The organism is Halomonas sp. 3A7M, from assembly GCF_014897875.1.
Lineage (GTDB): Bacteria > Pseudomonadota > Gammaproteobacteria > Pseudomonadales > Halomonadaceae > Vreelandella.
On record NZ_JABUZD010000166.1, the window covers coordinates 13,831 to 33,827 of the forward strand.

Sequence of the window (19,997 nt, forward strand, 5' to 3'; positions counted from 1 at the left end):
TACTTTAACAGAGCATAAAAAACAGCGGCACCTTCTTGTGTAAAAGAAGATGCCGCTGTGCGTTTGGCCAAGCAGTCACGTATAGGGCGGAGTTACCCCTTGCTGTTAACCAAACATGCCTTTGAACATAAAGAAGAACAGAATAGCCAAACCAGCCCCGGCAGGTAGCGTAATCAGCCAGGACATGGCGATGGTGCCAATAACACGCAGGTTAAGCGCCGCCATACCCCGGGCAAGCCCTACGCCTAATATCGCCCCCACCAGTGTGTGGGTGGTTGAAATTGGCAGACCCGTGCCGGAAGCTAATACCACTGTGGTCGCGGCTGCCAGCGTGGCAGCAAAGCCACGGCTGGGAGTGAGTTCAGTAATACCGGTTCCCACGGTGGCAATGACTTTGTGGCCGTAAGTTACTAAGCCCACCACGATGCCAGCACCGCCCAGTACCAATACCCACCAGGGCACCAACGCAGAGCCTTCAATTTGGCCGCCAGTTTGTACCACGCTAATGACCGCCGCTAGCGGGCCAACCGCGTTCGCAACGTCGTTAGAGCCGTGAGCAAACGCCATGGCGCACGCAGTAAAGATCATTAATACGCCGAAGACCCGCTCAACATTGGCGTATCCAAAGTGATCGTTGGCATTTTTCTCAAACTTGATACGACGCTGCATCAACAGGCCTACACCCATGATCACAAGTCCTAACAAGATAGACAGCAGCAGGCTTTGACTAAAGGTCAGGTCTAGCCCAACGTGAGACAGACCTTTGGTTAGCGTGACCATCGCCACAATAAAACCAACCAAAAATACGTAGCCCGGCACATAGCGTTTGGCAGCCATAAAGGGATTATCATTTTCAAAAATCAGGTGGTGCACTGATTTGAACAGCACGAAGCCGATAGTACCCGCTAAAAGAGGAGAAACGACCCAGCTTGCTGCAATGGTGCCAACAGCGCCCCAATCAACCGTAGAGGCACCCAATCCCGCTACGGCAAAGCCCACAATGGCGCCTACAATGGAATGCGTCGTGGAAACCGGCCAACCTTTCATCGATGCTGCCAGTAACCAAGTACCCGCTGCTAGCAGCGCTGATAACATACCGTACACTAGTAACTGTGGATCTTCCTGGAGCAATTCTGGGTCAATAATGCCTTTACGAATGGTGTTGGTCACCTCACCACCCGCCAGCCATGCGCCTAAAAATTCAAAGACTACCGCAATCAAAATTGCTTGTTTGATGGTGATCGCTTTCGACCCCACCGAGGTCCCCATCGCATTGGCAACATCATTCGCGCCAACGCCCCAAGCCATAAAAAAGCCAAACAAACAGGCCAGGATGATAAAAATTTCACCGTGCTGGGCAATAATCTGCATGGGTACCCCTTAGCGTGCGGTCAAAATCTGTAGGCGGCTGCCCACGCGTTCAGCGCGATCAGAAACTTCACCGACCCACTCAATGATTTTGTAAAGGAAAATCACATCAACAGGCGGAAGTTGGCTTTCAAGCTCAAACAGTTGGCGACGTATCGCGATCTGCTGGCTGTCGGCTTGGTGCTCAAGTGTGTGCAGCTCACGGATCATATTCTGGATAACATCGGAAACATTGCGTCCAAAACCGGACTCAAGCAGCTCTTTCAGCTCTTCAAGCGCTTGGCGAGCCTGGGACACACACGCCACGCTGGTACGCATATAATCGCGCATGGGATCGGCCAGCTCATTGGGCACACGCATTTTACGCCCCAGCATAATGCCGGTAATGTCGCGCACCTTGTTGGCGATTTTATCCTGCACGCTGATAAGGTCGAGCAAGTCGGACCGCGAGACGGGAAGGAACATCGTATTGGGCAGGTTAAGCCGAAGCTCTGTTTTCAACGTGTCGGCGTCATGCTCTAAGCGGGTAACGTTTTCACGCAGTACAGCTGCGGTATCCCAATCACCGGCAAGCGATGCTTCGAAGAACGGCAACAGTTGGTCGGCACATTCATTGGCCTTGACGATGTGGGCCAGCAGCGGCTGGAATGGCGAGCGGCCAAACATCGCGGAAAAAGGGTTGGAGGTAACCATATAGCCTTTAGCCTGTTTTCGGGGAGCCTGGAAATGGCGGCGCCAGTATAAAGAGTGCGCTCGCCGCCGTCATGAAAAGTTCACAATGTCATGAAAAATTAATTGAAACGTCACAATACAAAGGTGGCTAATGTCATGAAAAATTCAACATCTACTGCTGATTCTGTTTCAGCGCCTACCGAAATAGAGCTTAAACTCGCCCTTGCGCCAGCTCAACTAAACACGCTGCTGTGCCACGCAGCACTAGCCGAAACACCCCAACGTCAACATCTGTCGAACACCTATTTCGATACCCCTGCGGGAGATATGGCGAATGCACGGATTGCCGTGCGCTTACGCCAAGTTGATGATCGCGTGCTGCAAACGGTGAAAACCGCCGGCCATGGTGGTGGCGGCCTTTCTACCCGACAAGAGTGGGAGTGGCAAGTTCCTAGCCCACAGCTTGACCAGCATGGCTTGGCTGCCCTTCCGCCGTTCAAAGGTTCACTAGGCACCGTCATTTCCGCGCTACAACCTGCGCTGCGCACCGACTTTACCCGGCGCAGCTGGCAAATCGACTGGCAGGGCAGCCATATCGAGCTAGTGTTGGACGAAGGAGAGATTGTCAGCGGTGGTGCTCAAGCGGCTATTTGCGAGGTCGAGCTGGAACTCAAAGCGGGTGAACCAGAGGCGCTTTGGGCGCTAGCATTAACGCTCGCGGAAAGCGTACCGCTGCGCCCTTCTGATACCAGCAAAGCCGCTCGCGGCAATGCGCTAGGCGTGCAGCAGTGGGCACTACCTGACGCTGACGCACCGGCTGAGTGGCTACACAGAGCCACAGTGGCGCTGGACGCCTACCACGACAGTGGTCTTGCGGAACACTTAACTATCGCACAGCAGGCATTAGCCACACTGGCGACCCATCCGCAGTTGGATGAAGGTACCCGCCGTAACGCTCAGACGCTGACCACAGCACTGACTGATAATGGCCACCCAACGCCCGCTTATGGCGCTGCTGCGTTAACCCTGGCGCATCGCTTCGCCTATCAAACCACGCTACGCTAGAAACATTCAGCCCACTTCAGGATGTCGCGATGAGTTTTCAATTAACTCCCGGTGCAGAAGGACTGCGCACACGGCTTTTTCATATTATTTTCGAGTCCGATACGCCGGGAGCCAAAGGGTTTGATATTGCGCTGATTATCGCCATTCTAATCAGCGTGGCGGTCATCTTGCTGGACAGCGTAGATAGTTATTCCGAACGCTACGGGCACATTTTTTACTATGCAGAGTGGCTATTTACGCTACTTTTCAGCATTGAACTGGCGGTGCGGATTTACTGTTTAGAGCGACCAACGATTTACCTCAAAAGCTTCTACGGTATTGTCGATGTGATCGCGATTATCCCAGCCTGGTTAGTCCTGCTGATGCCTGGTGCCCACGGACTCGTCATTGTTCGGGTGCTGCGGGTGCTACGCATTTTCCGGATTTTGAGATTGATGGAGTTTATCGGCGAGGGGCGTTTACTGCTCGATGCGCTTAAACGCAGCCTTCGTCAAATCCTGCTGTTTTTTAGCAGCATCATGATGGTCGTCATACTGTTTGCTGCGCTGATGTACACCATCGAGTCACCAGAAGCCGGTTTTACCAGCATTCCTATGTCGATGTATTGGGCGATCGTGAGTATGACCACGGTGGGCTACGGCGATATTGTCCCCGCCACGTCGATAGGCAAAGCGATCACGATGATTCTGATGCTGTTGGGCTATTCGATTATTGCCGTGCCTACCGGGGTATTTTCCGCCCAGGTAATCCGCTCTATTCGCGAAGACCGTTATTCAGAAGAAGCCTGCCCCGGCTGTGGCCATGACCGCCATGAAAAGCGCGCTCGTTACTGCCTGCGCTGTGGCACCTGGCTGGATGAAGACAGCGAAGACCCGCGTAAGAAAGCAGCAGATCAAAAAGAAAAAGATAGCCACGGGGGAGACGAAGACACAAACACGCCCCAGGACAGCTAACCAAAATAGCCAAACCCAGGGCGCGCAGTAATTCATTTAGGAAGATTATGTGATTGCTAGGCCGCTACGTTGATCAATCGGTGCTCAGGTCGGCCTCGATAATAAACAAGCGGCCGCCATCCACAGTGTTGGCGTCCAGCATCTTCTGCTCGAGTTGACCATCGGTGGACCAGGTGGCGAAATCATCGTCGTTCAGTACCCCCAGGCGTTGGTCATCAATCACCCATAGACCTTCCATTTTATCGTGGGGATAGTTGACTTCCGCCACCATATCCACCACCAGAGACTTGCTCACTGGCTCAATTCCAGCGCTGGCCAGAGCGCCCCACCCCTGCTCTAGAACCACTTCTTCCAAGGTTTTGCCTGCCAAGGTTAGACCCAGCTCGGCATCCTGTTTCAGGTCGCCGTTGGCTGAGACCGCTTCAAGATTGGTGCCCGAGGCAAGGTCAATGCGATAAACCTGCTTCTGAGCATCGGGCGCCGCAGCCTCATCACCGTCGGGGCCACCGCTCAGAAAGCGGCCATCTCGTTCAAGCACCAAAAACTCAGTGGCGCTCAGGGCAACAAGCTCTGAGTTGGAATTCTGATTTTGCTCTTGGCGGTAGAGGTACTGTCCAGTCTCGCCCGAGTCCAGGTTCACCGTGACGATGCGGGTGATATCCAGGTCTTTCACCGTACTGCCCGGGTTGTACAGTGTGGACTGCATAATACCTACCAGCGTTTTCTCATCCGGCGTGATAGCCAGCCCTTCCATACCTCGGTTGGCACGCCGATTGGCAAACTCTGCTGGCAGGTTCATCTCGACCCGGTCATCGTCGGCAAAGGGGTTGATTCGACCGATTTCACGACCTTCGGCATCGAAGTGGACCATGTGCGGACCGTACTCATCACTAACCCAGAAGGTGCCGTCCGATAGCGCCACCAGCCCTTCGCCATCCAGACCATAATCATCCAAGCGGATCGGATTAGTAACTTCATTATAGGGCTGGCTATCGTCTACTAAGATCGGCTGGCCATTGGCATGGTAAGGGGTTTCACCTGTTCCACCGAGTGCCAAGCTGTTAGGCAGACCACTGATCTCGGTTCCGTCGGGGCGCTTGAGTAGAATGGTAGTAACCTGTTCGATCACACCGTTCGTTTGAAGCTCAAACAGGCCGATACGGGGCGTATAGTCCGGTGTCGGAAATATTTTCCCCTTGCCATAGTCACCAACAAAATTGGCATTGGGGCCGCGGTCAGTCAATGCATAGAAGCGCGTTGAATCCGTGGGATGAGCGGTCATTGCCGACCCAAAACCGCCATTACGGATCTCAAAAGCCTGCTGAGATTTGCCATCTATTAGATCATCCCGTAATACGCTGTGGGGAAGAAACACACCAGCGGCGGGGAAGCTGTCGAACACGGAGACATTGGCATCATCAGCGTTAGCGTTATCAGCACAGCCCACCAGTAGGGAGGACGTCAGTAAGGATGCCATAAAGAGCTTATGACGGTTCATTGGTTAGTTTCCTTATCGAATACAAGTTGACGCCCGTTGGCGTCTCAGCCGCCTCCACAGGCACAATTTCCAGCGTGACCCAGGGCAAGGCAAGTTACGAAAAGTCTAGTGGCAGGAATATCTAATGGGGGTAGCGCCGTCACAGCTGTCTAACTGAAACGCGCTCACACCGACAAGGTTCGATTTGTTATGGCATATCGCTATTGTTCACGGCCACCACGATAATTTAGTGACAACCAATGACAGGTGAATGACATGTTAGTGACTAGCGGCACGGGGACAACTTACGGGGTTAATAAGGAAAACGCCCTGGCTATTAACCAGGGCGTCTCCTCTATAGTAACGGCACGATGGAAGTGGTTACATTTTATTCGCTTTCAAACGGAGCTTCCCACGCGTTAAGCTCCGCGTCGCTCCAGCTTCCGTAACTGGCATTGGGGAAAACAATCCAGTCTTGACCAAAGCGCTCAGCGTGGTCGTTAACTAGGTCGCGCTGCTCTTCAAGACTTGCGTCGACAAAATCACCCGAGAAGTCATGCAGCGTATCGCCCAACTGCATCACCAACGTATGACTGTCTTCGACGATAGCGCGACGCTCAGTCTTGGGTGGGCCAAGTAGCATGACGCGCTCGTCAGATACCTGGGGAAGCTCTAATGCTTCCATAGTGGCCAGCGTATCCGCTTTATTTTCTTGGTAGCGATCCGACACATAGTAGATCGACACACCTTGCTCATCGGCAAATTCGAGAAAGTCTTTCGCGCCTGGGATCAAACGTGGCTCGCCCTCGCGCTCCCAATGCAACCAAGTATCCCAAGTAGTGAAGTCGTGGCAGGCCTGCATATCGCGCACTAGCAAAGCGCTATTATCGATGAGCGTCTCATCCACATCGGTAATGATGGCCAAATCGGCACCCTCACCATGCGCCTCAATTTGTTTTTCCAAGCGATAGGTCGCCAGCTCAAAGCCTTGGCGCTGTAAAGCAGTTATTTCTGCGGATTGCTGTTGGTAACGAAGCCCCATGGCGTACTCAACTTGATCACAAGCGCTAGCGTCGTCGGCTACTGCGTTCCCTGATAAAGGAAGTAGCGCCAAGCTTGCAAATGCGGTTGCAGTGGCAGCGTTGCGGTATCGAGATATCGTCATTAAGCAATCTCCTGTCAGTGATGGTTATCAGGTTAAGAGGGGAATCCCACACCATCCATCATTATTAATTATCAATAATAGACATAATCATCATAATTTATTTTTATTGGTCATTCAAATAAAAAAGATAGCGTGCTAAATGAATAAGTTGATACGCATATCATGTTCAACGATTTTTGTGGATTTTGGGTGATGAGGAGACAGGCGGGACGACAGCAACCCCCTCGTGACTTACCACCAGGAGGTTGCCAATACCAACTAGAGAATGGTGTTAACTCGTAAACGGCGTAATATCGCCGCGGCCTTCCCGCACAATTTTGGGCGGCAGCTCGCGCAGGTCAATCACACTGGTGGGGTCAAGGTGGCAGGCACCGCCGTCGATAATGGCATCAAGGTGTGAGCCGAAGCGGTCGCGAATCTCCTCAGGATCGCTCATTGGCAGGGTATCTCCTACCGGAATCAAGGTGACGCTCATCAACGGCTCACCCAACGCATCAAGCAGCGCGTGGGTAATGTGGTGATCAGGCACGCGCACGCCAATGGAGCGGCGCTTCGGGTGCAGCAACAGGCGCGGAACCTCTGTGGTGGCATCCAAAATAAAGGTGTATGGGCCAGGGGTATGAGCCTTCAGCAGCCGAAATACTGCGTTATCCACTTTCGCGTAAGTGCCAATCTCGGAAAGATCCGAACACATCAGCGTGAAATTGTGTTTATCGTCTAACGAGCGCAGCCATTTGATCTTTTCAATGGCTTTTTTTTCACCCAAGTGGCAACCCAGTGCATAGCCCGAATCCGTCGGATACGCGACCACACCACCTTTGCGGATAATATCTATCGCTTGATCAATCAAGCGTTTCTGCGGGTTTTCGGGGTGAATCTGAAAATATTGACTCATCGCTTGCTCCTGCCCTTGGGCATATCGTTGTCCATTTAGTTTCTAGGTTAGCCGATATGCGGTTTAAGACCCAGGACCTAACATACCACTGGGCGCATCGCGCAAATGAACTAAGCGCGGATGCTGCCAAATCGGCGGCGCAGCAGTGCGCGGTATTAAGCTCATACTACCGGGGGCGGCGTGGCTGCCAGGAAAATGAAAATCGCTGCCCATGGAGGCGTATAAATCGCGCTCCACTAATTGCCGAGCGAGATCGCGAGTGCTGTCTGGATTCTGCTGACCACTGACCAGCTCAACGCTCTGCCCACCTGCGGCTTGAAAGGTATCCATCAGCAAACCTCGCTTGCGCCGGGTAAGCCCATAGCGCAGCGGGTGCGCCAGCACCGCAACGCCGCCTGAGGCAACCACCCAGGCGACTGCGTCACTGATTTCCGGCCAATGAGCTTTTACATCGCCTTTTTTACCACTGCCTAAATAGCGCTTAAACGCGCCAGCCCAGTCATCAACCACTCCTTCAGCGACCAGCGCGCGGGCAAAGTCGGGCCTGCCTAAGGGGCGGTCGCTGCCTGCCTGGGCACGTGCCTTTTCGAGCGCGTCAGGTAAGCCCATTTTTTCCAGCCGCTCGGCAATCACTTCAGCACGTTTAATCCGTGCTTCGCGCTGCAGTGCAAGCCCTTCTACCAGAGGCCCCTGCAAGCCGCCGGGCATAAGCGCCACTACGTGGATATTAATTCCCTGCCAGCGCGTGGATAACTCACAGCCAGGCACCAGGCAAAGCCCTGCTTGCTGCGCCGCGATGTCAGCTTCTTCAATACCTTCCATGGTGTCGTGGTCTGTCAGCGACATGTGGGTAAGACCACGTGCAGCGCACAGCTTTACCAACTCGGTAGGAGTAAGCGCACCATCTGACGCGGTGGAGTGCATGTGTAAATCCACCGTATAACGCTGGTCGGCATCAAACACGCGGGGCAGGTTTACAGGAAGATAGTTCGCAGGAAGTAGGGGCATAAGCATGACGCCGTGTGGCGAGTTTGTCAGAATAGGGTGGTGTGAATAAAACAGGCACCCTGTTTTCCCTTAACGGTATACAGTCGCTCACCATGGTGCGCGCTTACAGGGGCGCGGTCAATTCAGTACGGAACAACCGTCCTAGCATTCAAGGAGTTATCCCCATGCTTTACGCTATTATCAGTGAAGATGTATCCAACAGCTTGGAGCGCCGTCTAGCGGCACGCCCGGATCACCTTGGTCGCCTGGAAAAGCTACGTGATGAAGGCCGTTTGGTTCTGGCTGGCCCCCACCCCGCTATTGATACCGATAATCCAGGCGATGCAGGCTTTAGCGGCAGCTTAGTCGTTGCCGAATTTGACAGCCTTGAGGACGCGCAAGCCTGGGCTGACGCCGACCCTTACATCATTGCGGGGGTCTATGCCAAGGTAATTGTTAAGCCATTTAAAAAAGTAATGCCTTGACCGATAGAGTCGAGTGTGAAGAGTCCGCCTTCTTTTTCACAGAGCCTGTGGAAAACTCTGTGAAAACTCGGCGGACGCTTTCCCCAAAGCTAGAGCTGATGCCCTTATCAACAAGTTGATCAATTTTCAACCTATCTTTAACACAAACTTCATCAGTACGGGGATACCCGCGTGACTCAACGCTCTACTGCCCTGCCCCCGCTCGCGGCGTTAACGGCTCCTTTACTCACTTGGAACGAGGCATCCCCCCATTCAGAGGCCTTCGACGATGTGTATTTTTCCAGGGAAGATGGCCGGGCTGAAACCGAGCACGTTTTCCTGGGGGCGAATCACCTTCCTAAGCGCTTTGCGGACTGGCAACACAGCCGCGCTTTTGTGATTGGCGAAACAGGCTTTGGCACCGGGCTTAATATGCTGTGCGCGTGGGACTGTTTTGAACAACACGCACCGAGCACTGCACGTCTTCATCTGTTATCCACCGAGAAATTTCCGCTTGACCGAGTGTCTCTTGAGCGCGCACTAAGCGCCTGGCCTTCGTTAGCAAATTATGCACAAGTGCTATGCGCCCAATGGCCTGAAGCCGTCAGCGGCATTCACCGTCTGCATCTCAACGAGCGAGTGACTCTCGATCTGCACTTTGGCGACACCACCGAACGACTGAAGCTACTCGACGGTCAAGTCGACGCCTGGTTCCTAGATGGCTTTGCTCCTGCTAAAAACCCAGAAATGTGGCAGCCTGAGCTATTCGAGGCCATGGCTGCACGCTCTCGCCCTGGGGCAACATTTGCCACGTTTACCTGTGCTGGTGTCGTTAAACGAGGGTTAAAAGCAGCAGGGTTTAGCTGGCAAAAGGTCCCTGGGTTTGGGCGCAAGCGGGAAATGTTAGCAGGCGATATCGACACACCGCCCAAAGACACTCGCCGCCAGTTAACACCCTGGTTCACGCCGCCTGCGGCAAGGCCAGCGAACCATGTGGCCGTCATTGGAGCAGGCATGGCCGGTTGCAGCGTGGCCGCAGCGTTAGCCAAGCGGGGAGTTCAGGTAACGCTCATTGAACGCGATGCACCCGGCGCTGGTGGCTCCGGCAATCGCCAGGGAGCGCTGTATGTAAAGCTAGCCGCGGAAACGAATAACCAAAGCCGGTTCTATTTATCAGGACTTCTCTACAGCCAGCGCTGGCTTAGCCAACGCCAGCGGGCGTCCTCCTCGTCACAGGAAACGCCGCTGTGGCAACCATGTGGCGTGGTACAACTGGCGTTAAGCGACAAAGAGACTGTTCGCCAGCAGCGCTTTATGGCACGCCACCCGCTGCCAGAAGCGGTGGTATCCGCTCAAACCGAGACGCTTGGCGAGCTGGCGGGTGTTCCGATCACAGCGGGGCACGGACTGTTTTATCCCCAGGCAGGCTGGGTGCGCCCCAAACTGCTCTGCGAACAGCTGCTACAGCACGTGAATATCACCTTGCACCAGGGGGAAGTGACAACCCTTCAGCCCGACGGTAAAGCTTGGCAGGTCGTGTTGGCCAGCGGCGAAACGCTGACCACTGATCACGTTGTGGTAGCCAATGCGTCGCTGGCTAACCACTTTGAACAAACCGCAGCGCTGCCGCTACAGCAGGTTCGCGGACAAGTGAGCGAAGTGAAGCTGCCCGAGGGCGTTCAAGGCCCGCAACGTGTGGTATGCGCGGGTGGCTATGTGTCGCCGCCAGTAGAAGGTGTGCTGACGTTTGGGGCCAGCTTTGTGCCTAATAATTCCACGAGCGACGTTACGACAGCAGACCATCAGCGCAACATTGATGAACTACGCCAAACACTGCCGGAATGGGTCGCCACCCTTGAAACGGCGGGCTTAACGCTAAGCCCCGACACGCTCGCAGGTCGTGCTGCGGTAAGGGCAGCCAGCCCTGACAAAAGCCCCTACGCGGGGCCAGCGCCCAATGCCGACGCATGGCAGCAGGATTACGCGGTGCTGCAAAAAGATGCTTCTAACGCGCCAGATACCCTAGGAGAGCACCATTCAGGGCTGTGGATATCTAGCGCACACGGCTCTCGGGGCCTTTCCAGCGCTCCACTCTGCGCCGAAATCATTGCCTCGCGAATGTGTGATGAGCCGATGCCGCTAGAGCTAACGTTAGTGGATCATTTACACCCTGGGCGACGGATTATCAGTGCGCTAGTACGCGCTCAGTAATCGCCCTCTTCCTCATCATCGGCAAGATCTCGCCCAAAGGAGCGCCATTGGGCGAGCGTCATCACCTCGGTCATTTCTAACTCAAGATCGTGAGCAATAATCAACTCGTGACGCTCAAGCTGCTGTTTAAGCTCGGCTACCCAGCCGCTCATACCTGCGCCGGTATCAGCTGTATCGTATCCTTGGCGTGTCACAAATGCTTCAAGCAAAGCATCCAGCGTTTCCGGCGGCAGCATGCGTGCTGGCACTTCAATAAAACGGCTCATTCACTCTGCTCCCAGGCAGCTAGACGCTCGATAAAGGTGGCTTCATCGATCACTTCAACGCCCAGTTGCTCTGCTTTGATTAATTTGCTGCCTGCGGCCTCGCCCGCTACCAAGCAGGTAGTTTTCTTGGAAACACTGCCGGCCACCTTAGCGCCTAACGCTTGCAGCCGCGCCTTACCTTCATCGCGGGTCATGCTGTCCATCGTGCCGGTGAGCACCCAGGTCTGCCCCTCTAAGGGTGTCGGGCCTTGCGTCACTTCACTCTCTTGCCAGGTGATGCCCGCATCAAGCAGTGCTTTCAGCGTTGCCAGATTATGCGGTTGACGGAAAAAAGTGTAAACATGGGCGGCGACAATCGGACCAACATCATTCACCGCTTCCAGCGCCGCTTGATCAGCGTCTTGCAAGGTCTGAAGTGTACCGAAGTAGCTGGCTAAATTTGCCGCTGTGGCTTCGCCTACTTCGCGAATACCCAAGGCGTAAATAAAACGTGCCAGCGTGGTGTGCTTGGCCTTATCCAGGGCATTTACCAAGTTGGTCGAGGACTTTTCCCCCATGCGTGGCAGCGTCTGAAGCTGCTCAGCGGTGAGATGAAATAAGTCTGCTGGCGTTTTCACCCAGTCCAGGTCCACCAACTGTTCAATCAGCTTCTCACCCAGCCCATCGACATCTAGCGCTTTACGGCTGGCGAAATGCTTCAGCGCCTCTTTACGCTGCGCGGCACAATAAAGCCCACCCGAGCAACGAGCGACCGCCTCGCCTTCCAGCCGTTCAATATCCGAACCACACACCGGGCAGTGCTCGGGAAAGGTAATCACGCGCGCCTGGGCAGGACGCTTGTCGATATCGACGCGTACCACTTGGGGAATCACGTCGCCTGCCCGACGAATGGCCACCGTATCACCAATCATGACACCTAAGCGGGTGATCTCATCTGCGTTATGCAGCGTAGCGTTTGATACCGTCACACCAGCAACGGTGACGGGCTCTAGCCTAGCAACCGGGGTAATCGCGCCAGTACGGCCTACCTGAAACTCCACATCGTTAAGGGTCGTGACTTCTTCCTGGGCAGGAAATTTAAATGCTACCGCCCAGCGTGGCGCCCGCGCCACAAAGCCAAGCTCCCGCTGGTGGCGCAGATCGTTTACTTTAATCACGACGCCATCGATGTCGTAACCCAATTGGTCTCGCTTTTCACCCAATTGCTCGCAGTAATCAGCCACCAGCTCAGGGCCATTGACAGTCCGAAGCTCCGTGCTGGAGCGAAAGCCCCATGCCTTAAGCCTTGCCATTTGCTGGCTATGAGTTGTCATTGGGCTACTGCTAAGCTCACCATCGCCAAGATTCGTCATATCGAGCCGGGCAACTTGATAAGCATGAAACTCTAATGGGCGCGTTGCGGTAACCCGCGGATCGAGCTGTCGCAGACTGCCAGCCGCCGCATTACGCGGGTTAGCAAATACCTTGCTGCCTTCTTCCCTCGCTCGATCATTGAGTGCTTCAAAGCCCGCATGGCGCATAATAACTTCGCCGCGTACTTCTAATAACGCTGGAATGTTGTCGCCCATTAGCTTTAACGGAACAGACCGCAAGGTGCGCAAATTCGATGTAATGCCTTCTCCGGTACGGCCATCGCCACGGGTTGCGCCACTGACCAGTACGCCCTGCTCGTACACTAACGATACCGCAGCACCGTCGAGCTTTGGCTCACAGCTAAACTCAACGCTATTAGCCTGACACTCCAAACGTTCAGCGACACGCTCGGCAAACGCAGTAATATCATCACGGCTAAATGCGTTATCCAAAGAAAGCATGGGAATCGCATGAGCGACTTCAGGAAACCCTTCCGCTGGCGTGGCCCCTACGCGCTGGGTAGGGGAATCCGGTGAGATTAAATCGGGATACTCAGACTCCAATTGCTTCAACCGCTGCAGCTTGCGGTCGTAATCTGCGTCGGTCAGCTTAGGTTCATCTAAGATGTAATAGCGGTAATTAGCGTCGTCCAAATCGGCACGCAGTTGGCTAATCTCTTCCAGCAGTTTTTTCTCAGGCTGACTCATTCAGTTGTTCCGGCATACAAAAACAGGTGTTTAGTAACAAAAACACCCGCCTTCCTTAGGAAGGCGGGTGTAAACGCAACGCGATGCTTAACGCGCTTGCAGTTGGCGCTGCAAGCGATGGCGACGTTCAAACTCATGAACGCGCTGCCTTGCAAACTCAATGGTTTGCGCCGTCATTACGCTACGGTTTTCATCTTTAAGCTCACCGCCCATATGGCGTACGACAACCATCGCCGTTTCGACCATCGCTTCAAACGCTGCTGAGCTATCTTCAGCGCCGGGCAGCGGCATCAGGAACGTAATACCAGGGGTCACAAACTCATCCATTTCTTCAATGGGGAACGTACCAGGCTTAAGTACATTCACCATTGAAAATTGCAGTTCGCTATCGAAGCTTTCTGTTTCAAAACGGTGAAAGACACCCATCTCACGGCTGTAGCGAAGACCGCAGGCCATGATTAGCTCAAGCAATTTACCGCCATCAAAACCTTCAGGCTCCCGCGAAAGCACACTGATCACGACCATTTCAGAAGCGTCGGTGAGTGCATCTCTGGCCCGCTCGCTATTAACATCGTGGCGTAACGCTTTTTCTAACGTCGGGTGTGTACGAACAACATTATCCCGATGGCCCGTTTCAGGCACATAATCGTCGTAGTCATCAACATCGTGATAACTCTCGTCGTGCGCAGAAATCGTCGGCTCATTATATTGCGCAGCCTCGCGCTCCGCGGCAGCGGTCATCGCAGCGGCCTCACGCGCTTCGGCTTGCTCTTGAGCAATACGCGCTTTTTCAGCGTCGGCTGCCTCTTTTGCTTCACGGCGCTGCTGCGCCTCAAGCGCTTTACGCTCGGCTTCAAGTGCTTTACGTTCTGCTTTTTGCTTGGCTAGTGCTTCCGCACGTTTCGCCTTCTCTGCTTTCTTACGCTCTTTCTCTTTACGACGCTCAATCAAACGACGTTTAAAGGAACGTCCAATGCCTTCGAAGTCGACCAAGCGGTATTCATCAACCTCATCGTCGTCTAGCTCTCTGTCTTCACCGGCAGTATCTGCACGTAGTTGACGCCGCTTGGGCGTGTCAGCAGCATGTTGTACTGCGTCTTCAGGTTCAACTCTTAGCGTCGGTTCTGCTTCTGCAGTCGGCTCAGCTGCAGCACTGGGCTCTTCCGAGGCGTTCTCGATTGAAGCATTTACGGTTGATGCAATTTGCTCATCAGTTCCAGCTGATACCGCCTCTAGGCGGCTGTTAGCTTCAAGATTTTCAGCTTCTTCGTATTGAGCCGTTGGCTGCTCTTTATCAACACCCACTTGCTGGCCTTGCTGGCCGCTAACGCCTGGCTCGTAATGCTCGGTTGGTTCAGATACTGGCTGTGAATCGTGGCTATCAGGGCGATAGGCTTCAGCTGTAGAGGCAAGCTTGCTACTCGTCGTTTGGCGAGTAGCATCTGTGTGCTGAGTTTTATTGCTAACAGTATTGCTGGGATTCTCATCAGCCATAAATATGCTAGGCTCCCGGCGCTCGGGTTCAGGAATTGCAGACATGCCTAACGTGTGCTCGGCTGAAGCAGTGTCTGGCTGAACGGATGTATGACTCGTCGACGTGGGATGACCGACAGCAGAAGGCGGTGCATGTTTTCGAGGCTCATTTTTCCGAGACCACGAAAAATGCGCATTGGCTTTTGACTTGGCCGAACTGGCAGAGTTGGAAAAAGAACGGCGAAAATCAGACAGTACTTTGGAAGGCCCTGGGTGCTCTTGGCGTTCCAGCTTAGGTTTTTGACCAAGGTTACTGTAGTCAGCAGGCTTAACGACCCGAGCACCACCGTTAGGCAGCTCCCAGTTTATTTCCGCTTCTTTGACTTCATCATTAAATTCTTCGAATTTAGCGGCTGGCAAGTCTTTGACTGCTTGATCCAGACGGGGCACACGGCGTTGGCGCTGAAGCCTTCGCACACCGTCAACGACGATGAGCGAAACCAGTGCCAGTCCTAGAATGATTAACCACTCTCTTAATTCCATGTCGAGCATTCCATGGGTCAATATACCGGTTGCAAAGGCGCAATGCCTTAATGACGTAACATATCCGAAATTAGCTAATTATCATCAAGCATAGCGCGGTTGCTACGAAAAGGGCCACTTTTTGCAGATTTTCACGCTTTAACACCCCTATAAGGTGTGTTTTAGGCCAAATCTTTGACTATATCAACTAAGAAAAGTGCCATTTTAGCGCTAATTTATCCCGACAGGACACATCGTCACATCATCGTCTGCTTTCTACAGGGAGAATTTCGCTCCCTTGCTCGCCTTTTCACACCGCAATATGACAAGCCCACATTCAAACTTACGTAACGAAACGCCACTGCTCTTCTGCCAAATTGCCCAGCCAACTGCTGTTCGATCAAAAGCTATTCTGTTACAAACCTATCTTACAAACCTGCCTCACCAAAAAATCCGTCGTAACAAACAGCATTTAATAGCTAATGAAATCATAGCATATATGTTTTAAACCCTTAACTAACGCTGTACAAAGATAATGAAAGTTCACATTCCAGATTTGTCCATTTTAGATCGACGAACATGCTTAGCGGCACGATACGCTTTAGCAGAAGCAGCCCCCCAGCGTCATGATCAAAGCAGTTAATCAGAAACTGAGAAAAAATATAAATCACTGATCAACAATGAATTTTATAATCAAAAGATAAAGAAAGAAACGCTATTAATAGCCACTAATGAGCATACTCTGGGATAGCTAAGCAAAAGCAGCACGACTCATTATCCATTCAACTCACAACCCGTCACAGGCTTCCTCATCCACCATTTTTGCATATTTCCCGAAGCATTTAAGGGGTGAAAATTCGTTTTGTTCGCCACCATTGGGGCCTCAAACTTGCCGAGAAAGCACTTAATCAACCAGCGCTGCAGCCTCATCAATCCCTACCGAAACAAGCCTGGACACACCAGGCTCCTGCATGGTGACACCCATCAATCGTTCGGCCGCCTCCATAGCAATTTTATTATGGGTGATATAGATAAACTGAACACTTTCCGACATTTCTTTAACAAGTTTGGCGTAGCGCCCTACGTTGGCATCATCCAGCGGGGCATCGACTTCGTCCAACATACAGAAAGGCGCGGGGTTCAACTGGAAAATTGCGAAAACCAACGACAGTGCAGTTAACGCCTTTTCTCCCCCTGAGAGTAGGTGAATAGTACTGTTTTTCTTACCTGGCGGCCGCGCCATAATTGCCACACCGGTTTCCAGCAAATCATCCCCGGTAAGGGTTAGCCAAGCAGCTCCCCCACCGAAAACCCGTGGAAATAGCGTTTGTAGACCCGTATTAACCTGGTCAAATGTTTCTCGGAAGCGAACGCGAGTTTCCTGATCGATACGTTTAATCGCACGCTCTAACGTTTCTAATGCTTCGGTAAGCTCAGCATGCTGAGCCTCCAAGTAGTTACGCCGTTCGGCTTGCTGATCGTACTCTTCGATCGCCGCAAGGTTAATGGCGCCTAAACGGCGAATCTTATCTGTGGTGTTTTCCAACCGCTCCTGCCAAGCAGTTTCGCTGGCGTCGCTAGGCAAGTGCTCTGCTAGAGCATCGGGATCATGGCCTAGCTCTGCTAATTGCTCATCTTGGGTAGCCGCTTTCAGCGCCAGCGCTTGTACATCCATACGCCGCTGCTGTAACTGTTCACGACTTTGTTCCAAGTTGCGCTCGTGCTGCTGGCGAGCCAGCTCGTCGTTGCGCAGCTGCTCTGCCAATGCCTGAGCTTGCTGGCGGGTATCATTCAGACGCCGCTCCTGCTGCTCGCGCTGGTGTAGCAACTCCTCTAATTCTTCGGCAGCCAATTCGTCTGGCTCTACCAGCATTTCTCGTGACTCTTCTAACTCAGCAATACGCAGCGAAAGGCGCTCTTCACTATCGCTACTACGACTTTGCTGGGCTCGCAGGCTATCCCGCTCAGCGTTCAATCGCTCTCGCTCTAGCGCCAACGCCTGCTGACGCGCCTTCATGGGAGCATGTTGTTGATTTAACTGGTCACGCTGCTCACGTTGGCGACTGCGCTGTTCAGCGCTGGTTTCACGGGCTTCGGCAGCAGCTTCTAACTGTTCCATCGCAGCATGCCATCGAGCACGCTGCTCTTCTAAAGTGAGCGTTAACTCCGCCTCATCCTCTTGTAGTTGGGCGAGTTCATCATCCAACTCAGTGGCGCGGCTCTCTAAATGTTCCAGGCGCTGAGCTAGCCGCTGCTCTTTCACCGCAAGCTGTTGGAGCGAAGCAGCGTGGGCACGTTCTTGCTCGGCCTGCTGCTCACGGGTTTGCTCTAGCACTTCAATGGCTTCGCTAGCGGCTTCGCACTGCTCATCCAGCAACGCTAACGCGTCTTCATCCTGGGTAAGGCGGGCGTCTAATTCGTCAAACCGACGGCGTGTCACCAGCAGTGCATCAACACCTTCACCATTGGCCTGTTGGTGCAGCCAGCCGCGTCCACGCCATACGCCTTCGCGGCTGACAACACTCTCTCCAGGCGTCAAATTACCTAGTAGTGTCTCAGCATCTTCGTTCGTTTCTGCGAAGTGAATACTTGCTAACCATTCGCCTAACGCACCTGCCCCCGACACCAGCGAATCCAAGCGCTGCGCGGATGTCGCTGGCCGCTCAGCCTGGTCGATTAAGCACCAATCAGTGGCTAGGGCATTAGGCAGCGCGTTTAGCTGGTTCGCAGACACTAAACGGGCATTTAACCACGGCGCCAGCAGCCAGGAAATCACTCGCTCCCAGCCAGATGTAACACTAATCGCTTCACCAAGACGTGGCGCATCGGCTAAGCCGTGAGCCGCTAATGCATCGCTCAGATCTGGGTCGTGATCAGCCAAGGCGGCATCAATTAACGCCTTCAATGACGCGAGTTCGCCTTGATGTTGACTTAGTTCAGCACGCTGCTGATCACGCGCCTGGGTGGCCTGCTGATAAGCGGCTTTGGCATCGCTATAGCGCTGTTGCCAATGGTCACGTTCGGTTTGAAAGGCTTCAGCGCGCTGTTCAGCCTCTTCCCGCTGGGCTTGGCATTCAGCGTGTTCATTGCGCAGTTCAGCGACATCGGCAAGTTCGCCACGCTGCTGACGGCGGCGCTGGTTCTCCGCCTGCATACGCGCAATACGCTGCTCTAAATCGCGTAATTGGTCTTGGCTACGGTCCGCTTCCCGACTGGCATCGCGCCAGTGATTTTCTGCATCGGCCCACTGCTGTTCGGCAGTTTCAAGAGCAGGAGTCGCATCCGATAAGGTTTGCTCAAGTGTTTCTAGCTGCTCTTCAAGGGCTTCATGCTCTGGTAGCAAGTCCTCTAAACGAGCCTCTATCGCGCCAAGTCGCTCTTGATCGCCTTCGCTGACTCGGCGCTGTTCATCAAGGTCGCGGCGCGCCGTTGCTATATCGCTCGCCAATTGAGCTTCACGACTGCGGCGATGCGCCTGATCCTGCTCCAAGCGGGCAATCCGGGTGGTGGTTTCAAAAAACTGCTGCTGGTGGCGTTCTAGTACATCGGCAAGTTCATCGTGCTGTTCGCGCGCTTGTTCCAGGCGCGTTTCACACTGACGTACGCCAAATACGTCTTTCTCAACCGCAATTTCCAGCTCGCGCACTCGGCTTTCTTGGTGAGATTGCTCAGCACGCAATGCGCGTCCGCGTACTAACGCCAGCTCGCCTTTTAGCCGGTACTCCTGCTGCTTTAACTCTTGGTAGCGCTTGGCTGCTTCTGCCTGACGTTTAAGGCGTTCGAGCTGTTTGTCCAACTCTTCACGGATATCATCCAGGCGTTCCAAGTTCTCCTGGGTGCGGCGCATACGGTTTTCGGTTTCCCGGCGACGCTCTTTATATTTTGAAATGCCCGCAGCCTCTTCCAGCGTGGCACGCAGGTCATCGGGGCGTGCTTCGATTAGCCGTGAAATCATCCCCTGGCCGATAATGGCGTAAGAACGCGGGCCTAAACCAGTGCCCATAAACAGATCAGCGATATCTCGCCGACGACACTTTTGACCATTAAAGAAGTAATTGGATTGGCCGTCGCGGGTGACTAAGCGCTTTACCGCAATTTCTGAGTACTGCGCGTAAACGCCCCCCATGCCACCATCGCGGTTATCGAATTTGAGCTCGATAGAGGCTTGGCTGATCGGCTTACGACCGGTGGAGCCGTTGAAGATAACATCAGCCATCGATTCACCGCGCAGGGTTTTAGCTGAGGATTCCCCCATTACCCAGCGCACCGCATCGATGATATTAGATTTGCCACAACCGTTTGGCCCAACGATGGCGGTCATATTGCCATCGAAGGGCACCGTTACTGGATCGACAAAAGACTTGAACCCAACAAGACGAATAGAGGTTAAGCGCATTGCGACCCTTAGCTGCAGTTGTT

Annotated in this window: 14 protein-coding genes; 4 read left to right on the top strand and 10 right to left on the bottom strand. The window is 53.6% G+C overall.

The window, feature by feature from the left end:
* Window positions 1-105: 105 nt before the first annotated feature.
* Both INT19_RS16165 and INT19_RS16170 read right to left on the bottom strand, forming a co-directional pair.
* Entirely contained in the window at window positions 106-1,371 is a 1,266-nt protein-coding gene (locus INT19_RS16165) for an inorganic phosphate transporter (RefSeq protein ID WP_193061491.1), read from the bottom strand.
* A 9-nt stretch (window positions 1,372-1,380) separates the two neighbouring features.
* Complete coding sequence (locus tag INT19_RS16170) at window positions 1,381-2,061, bottom strand: TIGR00153 family protein (RefSeq protein WP_089039040.1); 681 nt, start codon at window positions 2,059-2,061, stop codon at window positions 1,381-1,383.
* Between the two features lie 135 nt (window positions 2,062-2,196).
* On the opposite strand from INT19_RS16170, the gene INT19_RS16175 reads away from it, so the two are divergent.
* Window positions 2,197-3,105: a CYTH domain-containing protein gene (locus INT19_RS16175; RefSeq protein WP_193061492.1), complete on the top strand. Its 909-nt coding sequence runs from the start codon at window positions 2,197-2,199 to the stop codon at window positions 3,103-3,105.
* Window positions 3,106-3,134: 29 nt separating this feature from the next.
* Window positions 3,135-4,058, top strand: coding sequence for an ion transporter (locus INT19_RS16180; RefSeq protein WP_193061493.1), 924 nt, complete (start codon window positions 3,135-3,137; stop codon window positions 4,056-4,058).
* A gap of 73 nt (window positions 4,059-4,131) precedes the next feature.
* Here the strand turns inward: INT19_RS16180 and INT19_RS16185 are convergent, their stop codons facing one another.
* The 4 genes from INT19_RS16185 to INT19_RS16200 all read right to left on the bottom strand — a co-directional run bounded on the left by INT19_RS16185 (window position 4,132) and on the right by INT19_RS16200 (window position 8,603).
* A complete protein-coding gene (locus tag INT19_RS16185; RefSeq protein WP_193061494.1) occupies window positions 4,132-5,556 on the bottom strand; it encodes an esterase-like activity of phytase family protein in 1,425 nt (474 codons plus the stop codon).
* A 367-nt stretch (window positions 5,557-5,923) separates the two neighbouring features.
* Window positions 5,924-6,700 carry a 5'-nucleotidase, lipoprotein e(P4) family gene (locus tag INT19_RS16190; RefSeq protein ID WP_089039044.1) on the bottom strand — a complete coding sequence of 259 codons (777 nt, stop codon included), beginning with the start codon at window positions 6,698-6,700 and terminating at the stop codon, window positions 5,924-5,926.
* A 271-nt stretch (window positions 6,701-6,971) separates the two neighbouring features.
* On the bottom strand, window positions 6,972-7,595 hold the full coding sequence (locus INT19_RS16195) for an L-threonylcarbamoyladenylate synthase (protein ID WP_193061495.1): 624 nt from the start codon (window positions 7,593-7,595) through the stop codon (window positions 6,972-6,974).
* A gap of 63 nt (window positions 7,596-7,658) precedes the next feature.
* Window positions 7,659-8,603, bottom strand: a complete 945-nt coding sequence (locus INT19_RS16200; protein ID WP_193061496.1) for a PHP domain-containing protein — start codon at window positions 8,601-8,603, stop codon at window positions 7,659-7,661.
* A 164-nt stretch (window positions 8,604-8,767) separates the two neighbouring features.
* Between INT19_RS16200 and INT19_RS16205 the strand changes: the two genes are divergently transcribed.
* Both INT19_RS16205 and mnmC read left to right on the top strand, forming a co-directional pair.
* Complete coding sequence (locus tag INT19_RS16205) at window positions 8,768-9,067, top strand: YciI family protein (RefSeq protein WP_038481742.1); 300 nt, start codon at window positions 8,768-8,770, stop codon at window positions 9,065-9,067.
* A 171-nt stretch (window positions 9,068-9,238) separates the two neighbouring features.
* Window positions 9,239-11,257, top strand: a complete 2,019-nt coding sequence (mnmC, locus tag INT19_RS16210) for a bifunctional tRNA (5-methylaminomethyl-2-thiouridine)(34)-methyltransferase MnmD/FAD-dependent 5-carboxymethylaminomethyl-2-thiouridine(34) oxidoreductase MnmC (RefSeq protein ID WP_193061497.1) — start codon at window positions 9,239-9,241, stop codon at window positions 11,255-11,257.
* On the opposite strand, the gene INT19_RS16215 is transcribed toward mnmC, so the two are convergent.
* From INT19_RS16215 to smc, 4 genes are all read right to left on the bottom strand, one after another.
* On the bottom strand, window positions 11,251-11,523 hold the full coding sequence (locus INT19_RS16215; RefSeq protein WP_193061498.1) for a YheU family protein: 273 nt from the start codon (window positions 11,521-11,523) through the stop codon (window positions 11,251-11,253). The two genes, mnmC and INT19_RS16215, sit on opposite strands and share 7 nt — an antisense overlap.
* Window positions 11,520-13,583: an NAD-dependent DNA ligase LigA gene (ligA, locus tag INT19_RS16220; RefSeq protein ID WP_193061499.1), complete on the bottom strand. Its 2,064-nt coding sequence runs from the start codon at window positions 13,581-13,583 to the stop codon at window positions 11,520-11,522. Before ligA ends, INT19_RS16215 begins: the two co-directional genes overlap by 4 nt.
* An 87-nt stretch (window positions 13,584-13,670) precedes the next feature.
* Window positions 13,671-15,599, bottom strand: coding sequence for a cell division protein ZipA C-terminal FtsZ-binding domain-containing protein (locus INT19_RS16225; RefSeq protein ID WP_193061500.1), 1,929 nt, complete (start codon window positions 15,597-15,599; stop codon window positions 13,671-13,673).
* A gap of 883 nt (window positions 15,600-16,482) precedes the next feature.
* Window positions 16,483-19,974, bottom strand: a complete 3,492-nt coding sequence (gene smc, locus INT19_RS16230; protein WP_193061501.1) for a chromosome segregation protein SMC — start codon at window positions 19,972-19,974, stop codon at window positions 16,483-16,485.
* Window positions 19,975-19,997 lie beyond the last annotated feature (23 nt).

What these genes read in the sequence shown, in the direction of transcription:
- INT19_RS16165 (WP_193061491.1), bottom strand. Translation starts at nt 1,371, where the DNA reads ATGCAGATTATTGCCCAGCACGGTGAAATTTTTATCATCCTGGCCTGT.
- INT19_RS16170 (WP_089039040.1), bottom strand. Translation starts at nt 2,061, where the DNA reads ATGGTTACCTCCAACCCTTTTTCCGCGATGTTTGGCCGCTCGCCATTC.
- INT19_RS16175 (WP_193061492.1), top strand. Translation starts at nt 2,197, where the DNA reads ATGAAAAATTCAACATCTACTGCTGATTCTGTTTCAGCGCCTACCGAA.
- INT19_RS16180 (WP_193061493.1), top strand. Translation starts at nt 3,135, where the DNA reads ATGAGTTTTCAATTAACTCCCGGTGCAGAAGGACTGCGCACACGGCTT.
- INT19_RS16185 (WP_193061494.1), bottom strand. Translation starts at nt 5,556, where the DNA reads ATGAACCGTCATAAGCTCTTTATGGCATCCTTACTGACGTCCTCCCTA.
- INT19_RS16190 (WP_089039044.1), bottom strand. Translation starts at nt 6,700, where the DNA reads ATGACGATATCTCGATACCGCAACGCTGCCACTGCAACCGCATTTGCA.
- INT19_RS16195 (WP_193061495.1), bottom strand. Translation starts at nt 7,595, where the DNA reads ATGAGTCAATATTTTCAGATTCACCCCGAAAACCCGCAGAAACGCTTG.
- INT19_RS16200 (WP_193061496.1), bottom strand. Translation starts at nt 8,603, where the DNA reads ATGCCCCTACTTCCTGCGAACTATCTTCCTGTAAACCTGCCCCGCGTG.
- INT19_RS16205 (WP_038481742.1), top strand. Translation starts at nt 8,768, where the DNA reads ATGCTTTACGCTATTATCAGTGAAGATGTATCCAACAGCTTGGAGCGC.
- INT19_RS16215 (WP_193061498.1), bottom strand. Translation starts at nt 11,523, where the DNA reads ATGAGCCGTTTTATTGAAGTGCCAGCACGCATGCTGCCGCCGGAAACG.
- ligA (WP_193061499.1), bottom strand. Translation starts at nt 13,583, where the DNA reads ATGAGTCAGCCTGAGAAAAAACTGCTGGAAGAGATTAGCCAACTGCGT.
- INT19_RS16225 (WP_193061500.1), bottom strand. Translation starts at nt 15,599, where the DNA reads ATGGAATTAAGAGAGTGGTTAATCATTCTAGGACTGGCACTGGTTTCG.
- smc (WP_193061501.1), bottom strand. Translation starts at nt 19,974, where the DNA reads ATGCGCTTAACCTCTATTCGTCTTGTTGGGTTCAAGTCTTTTGTCGAT.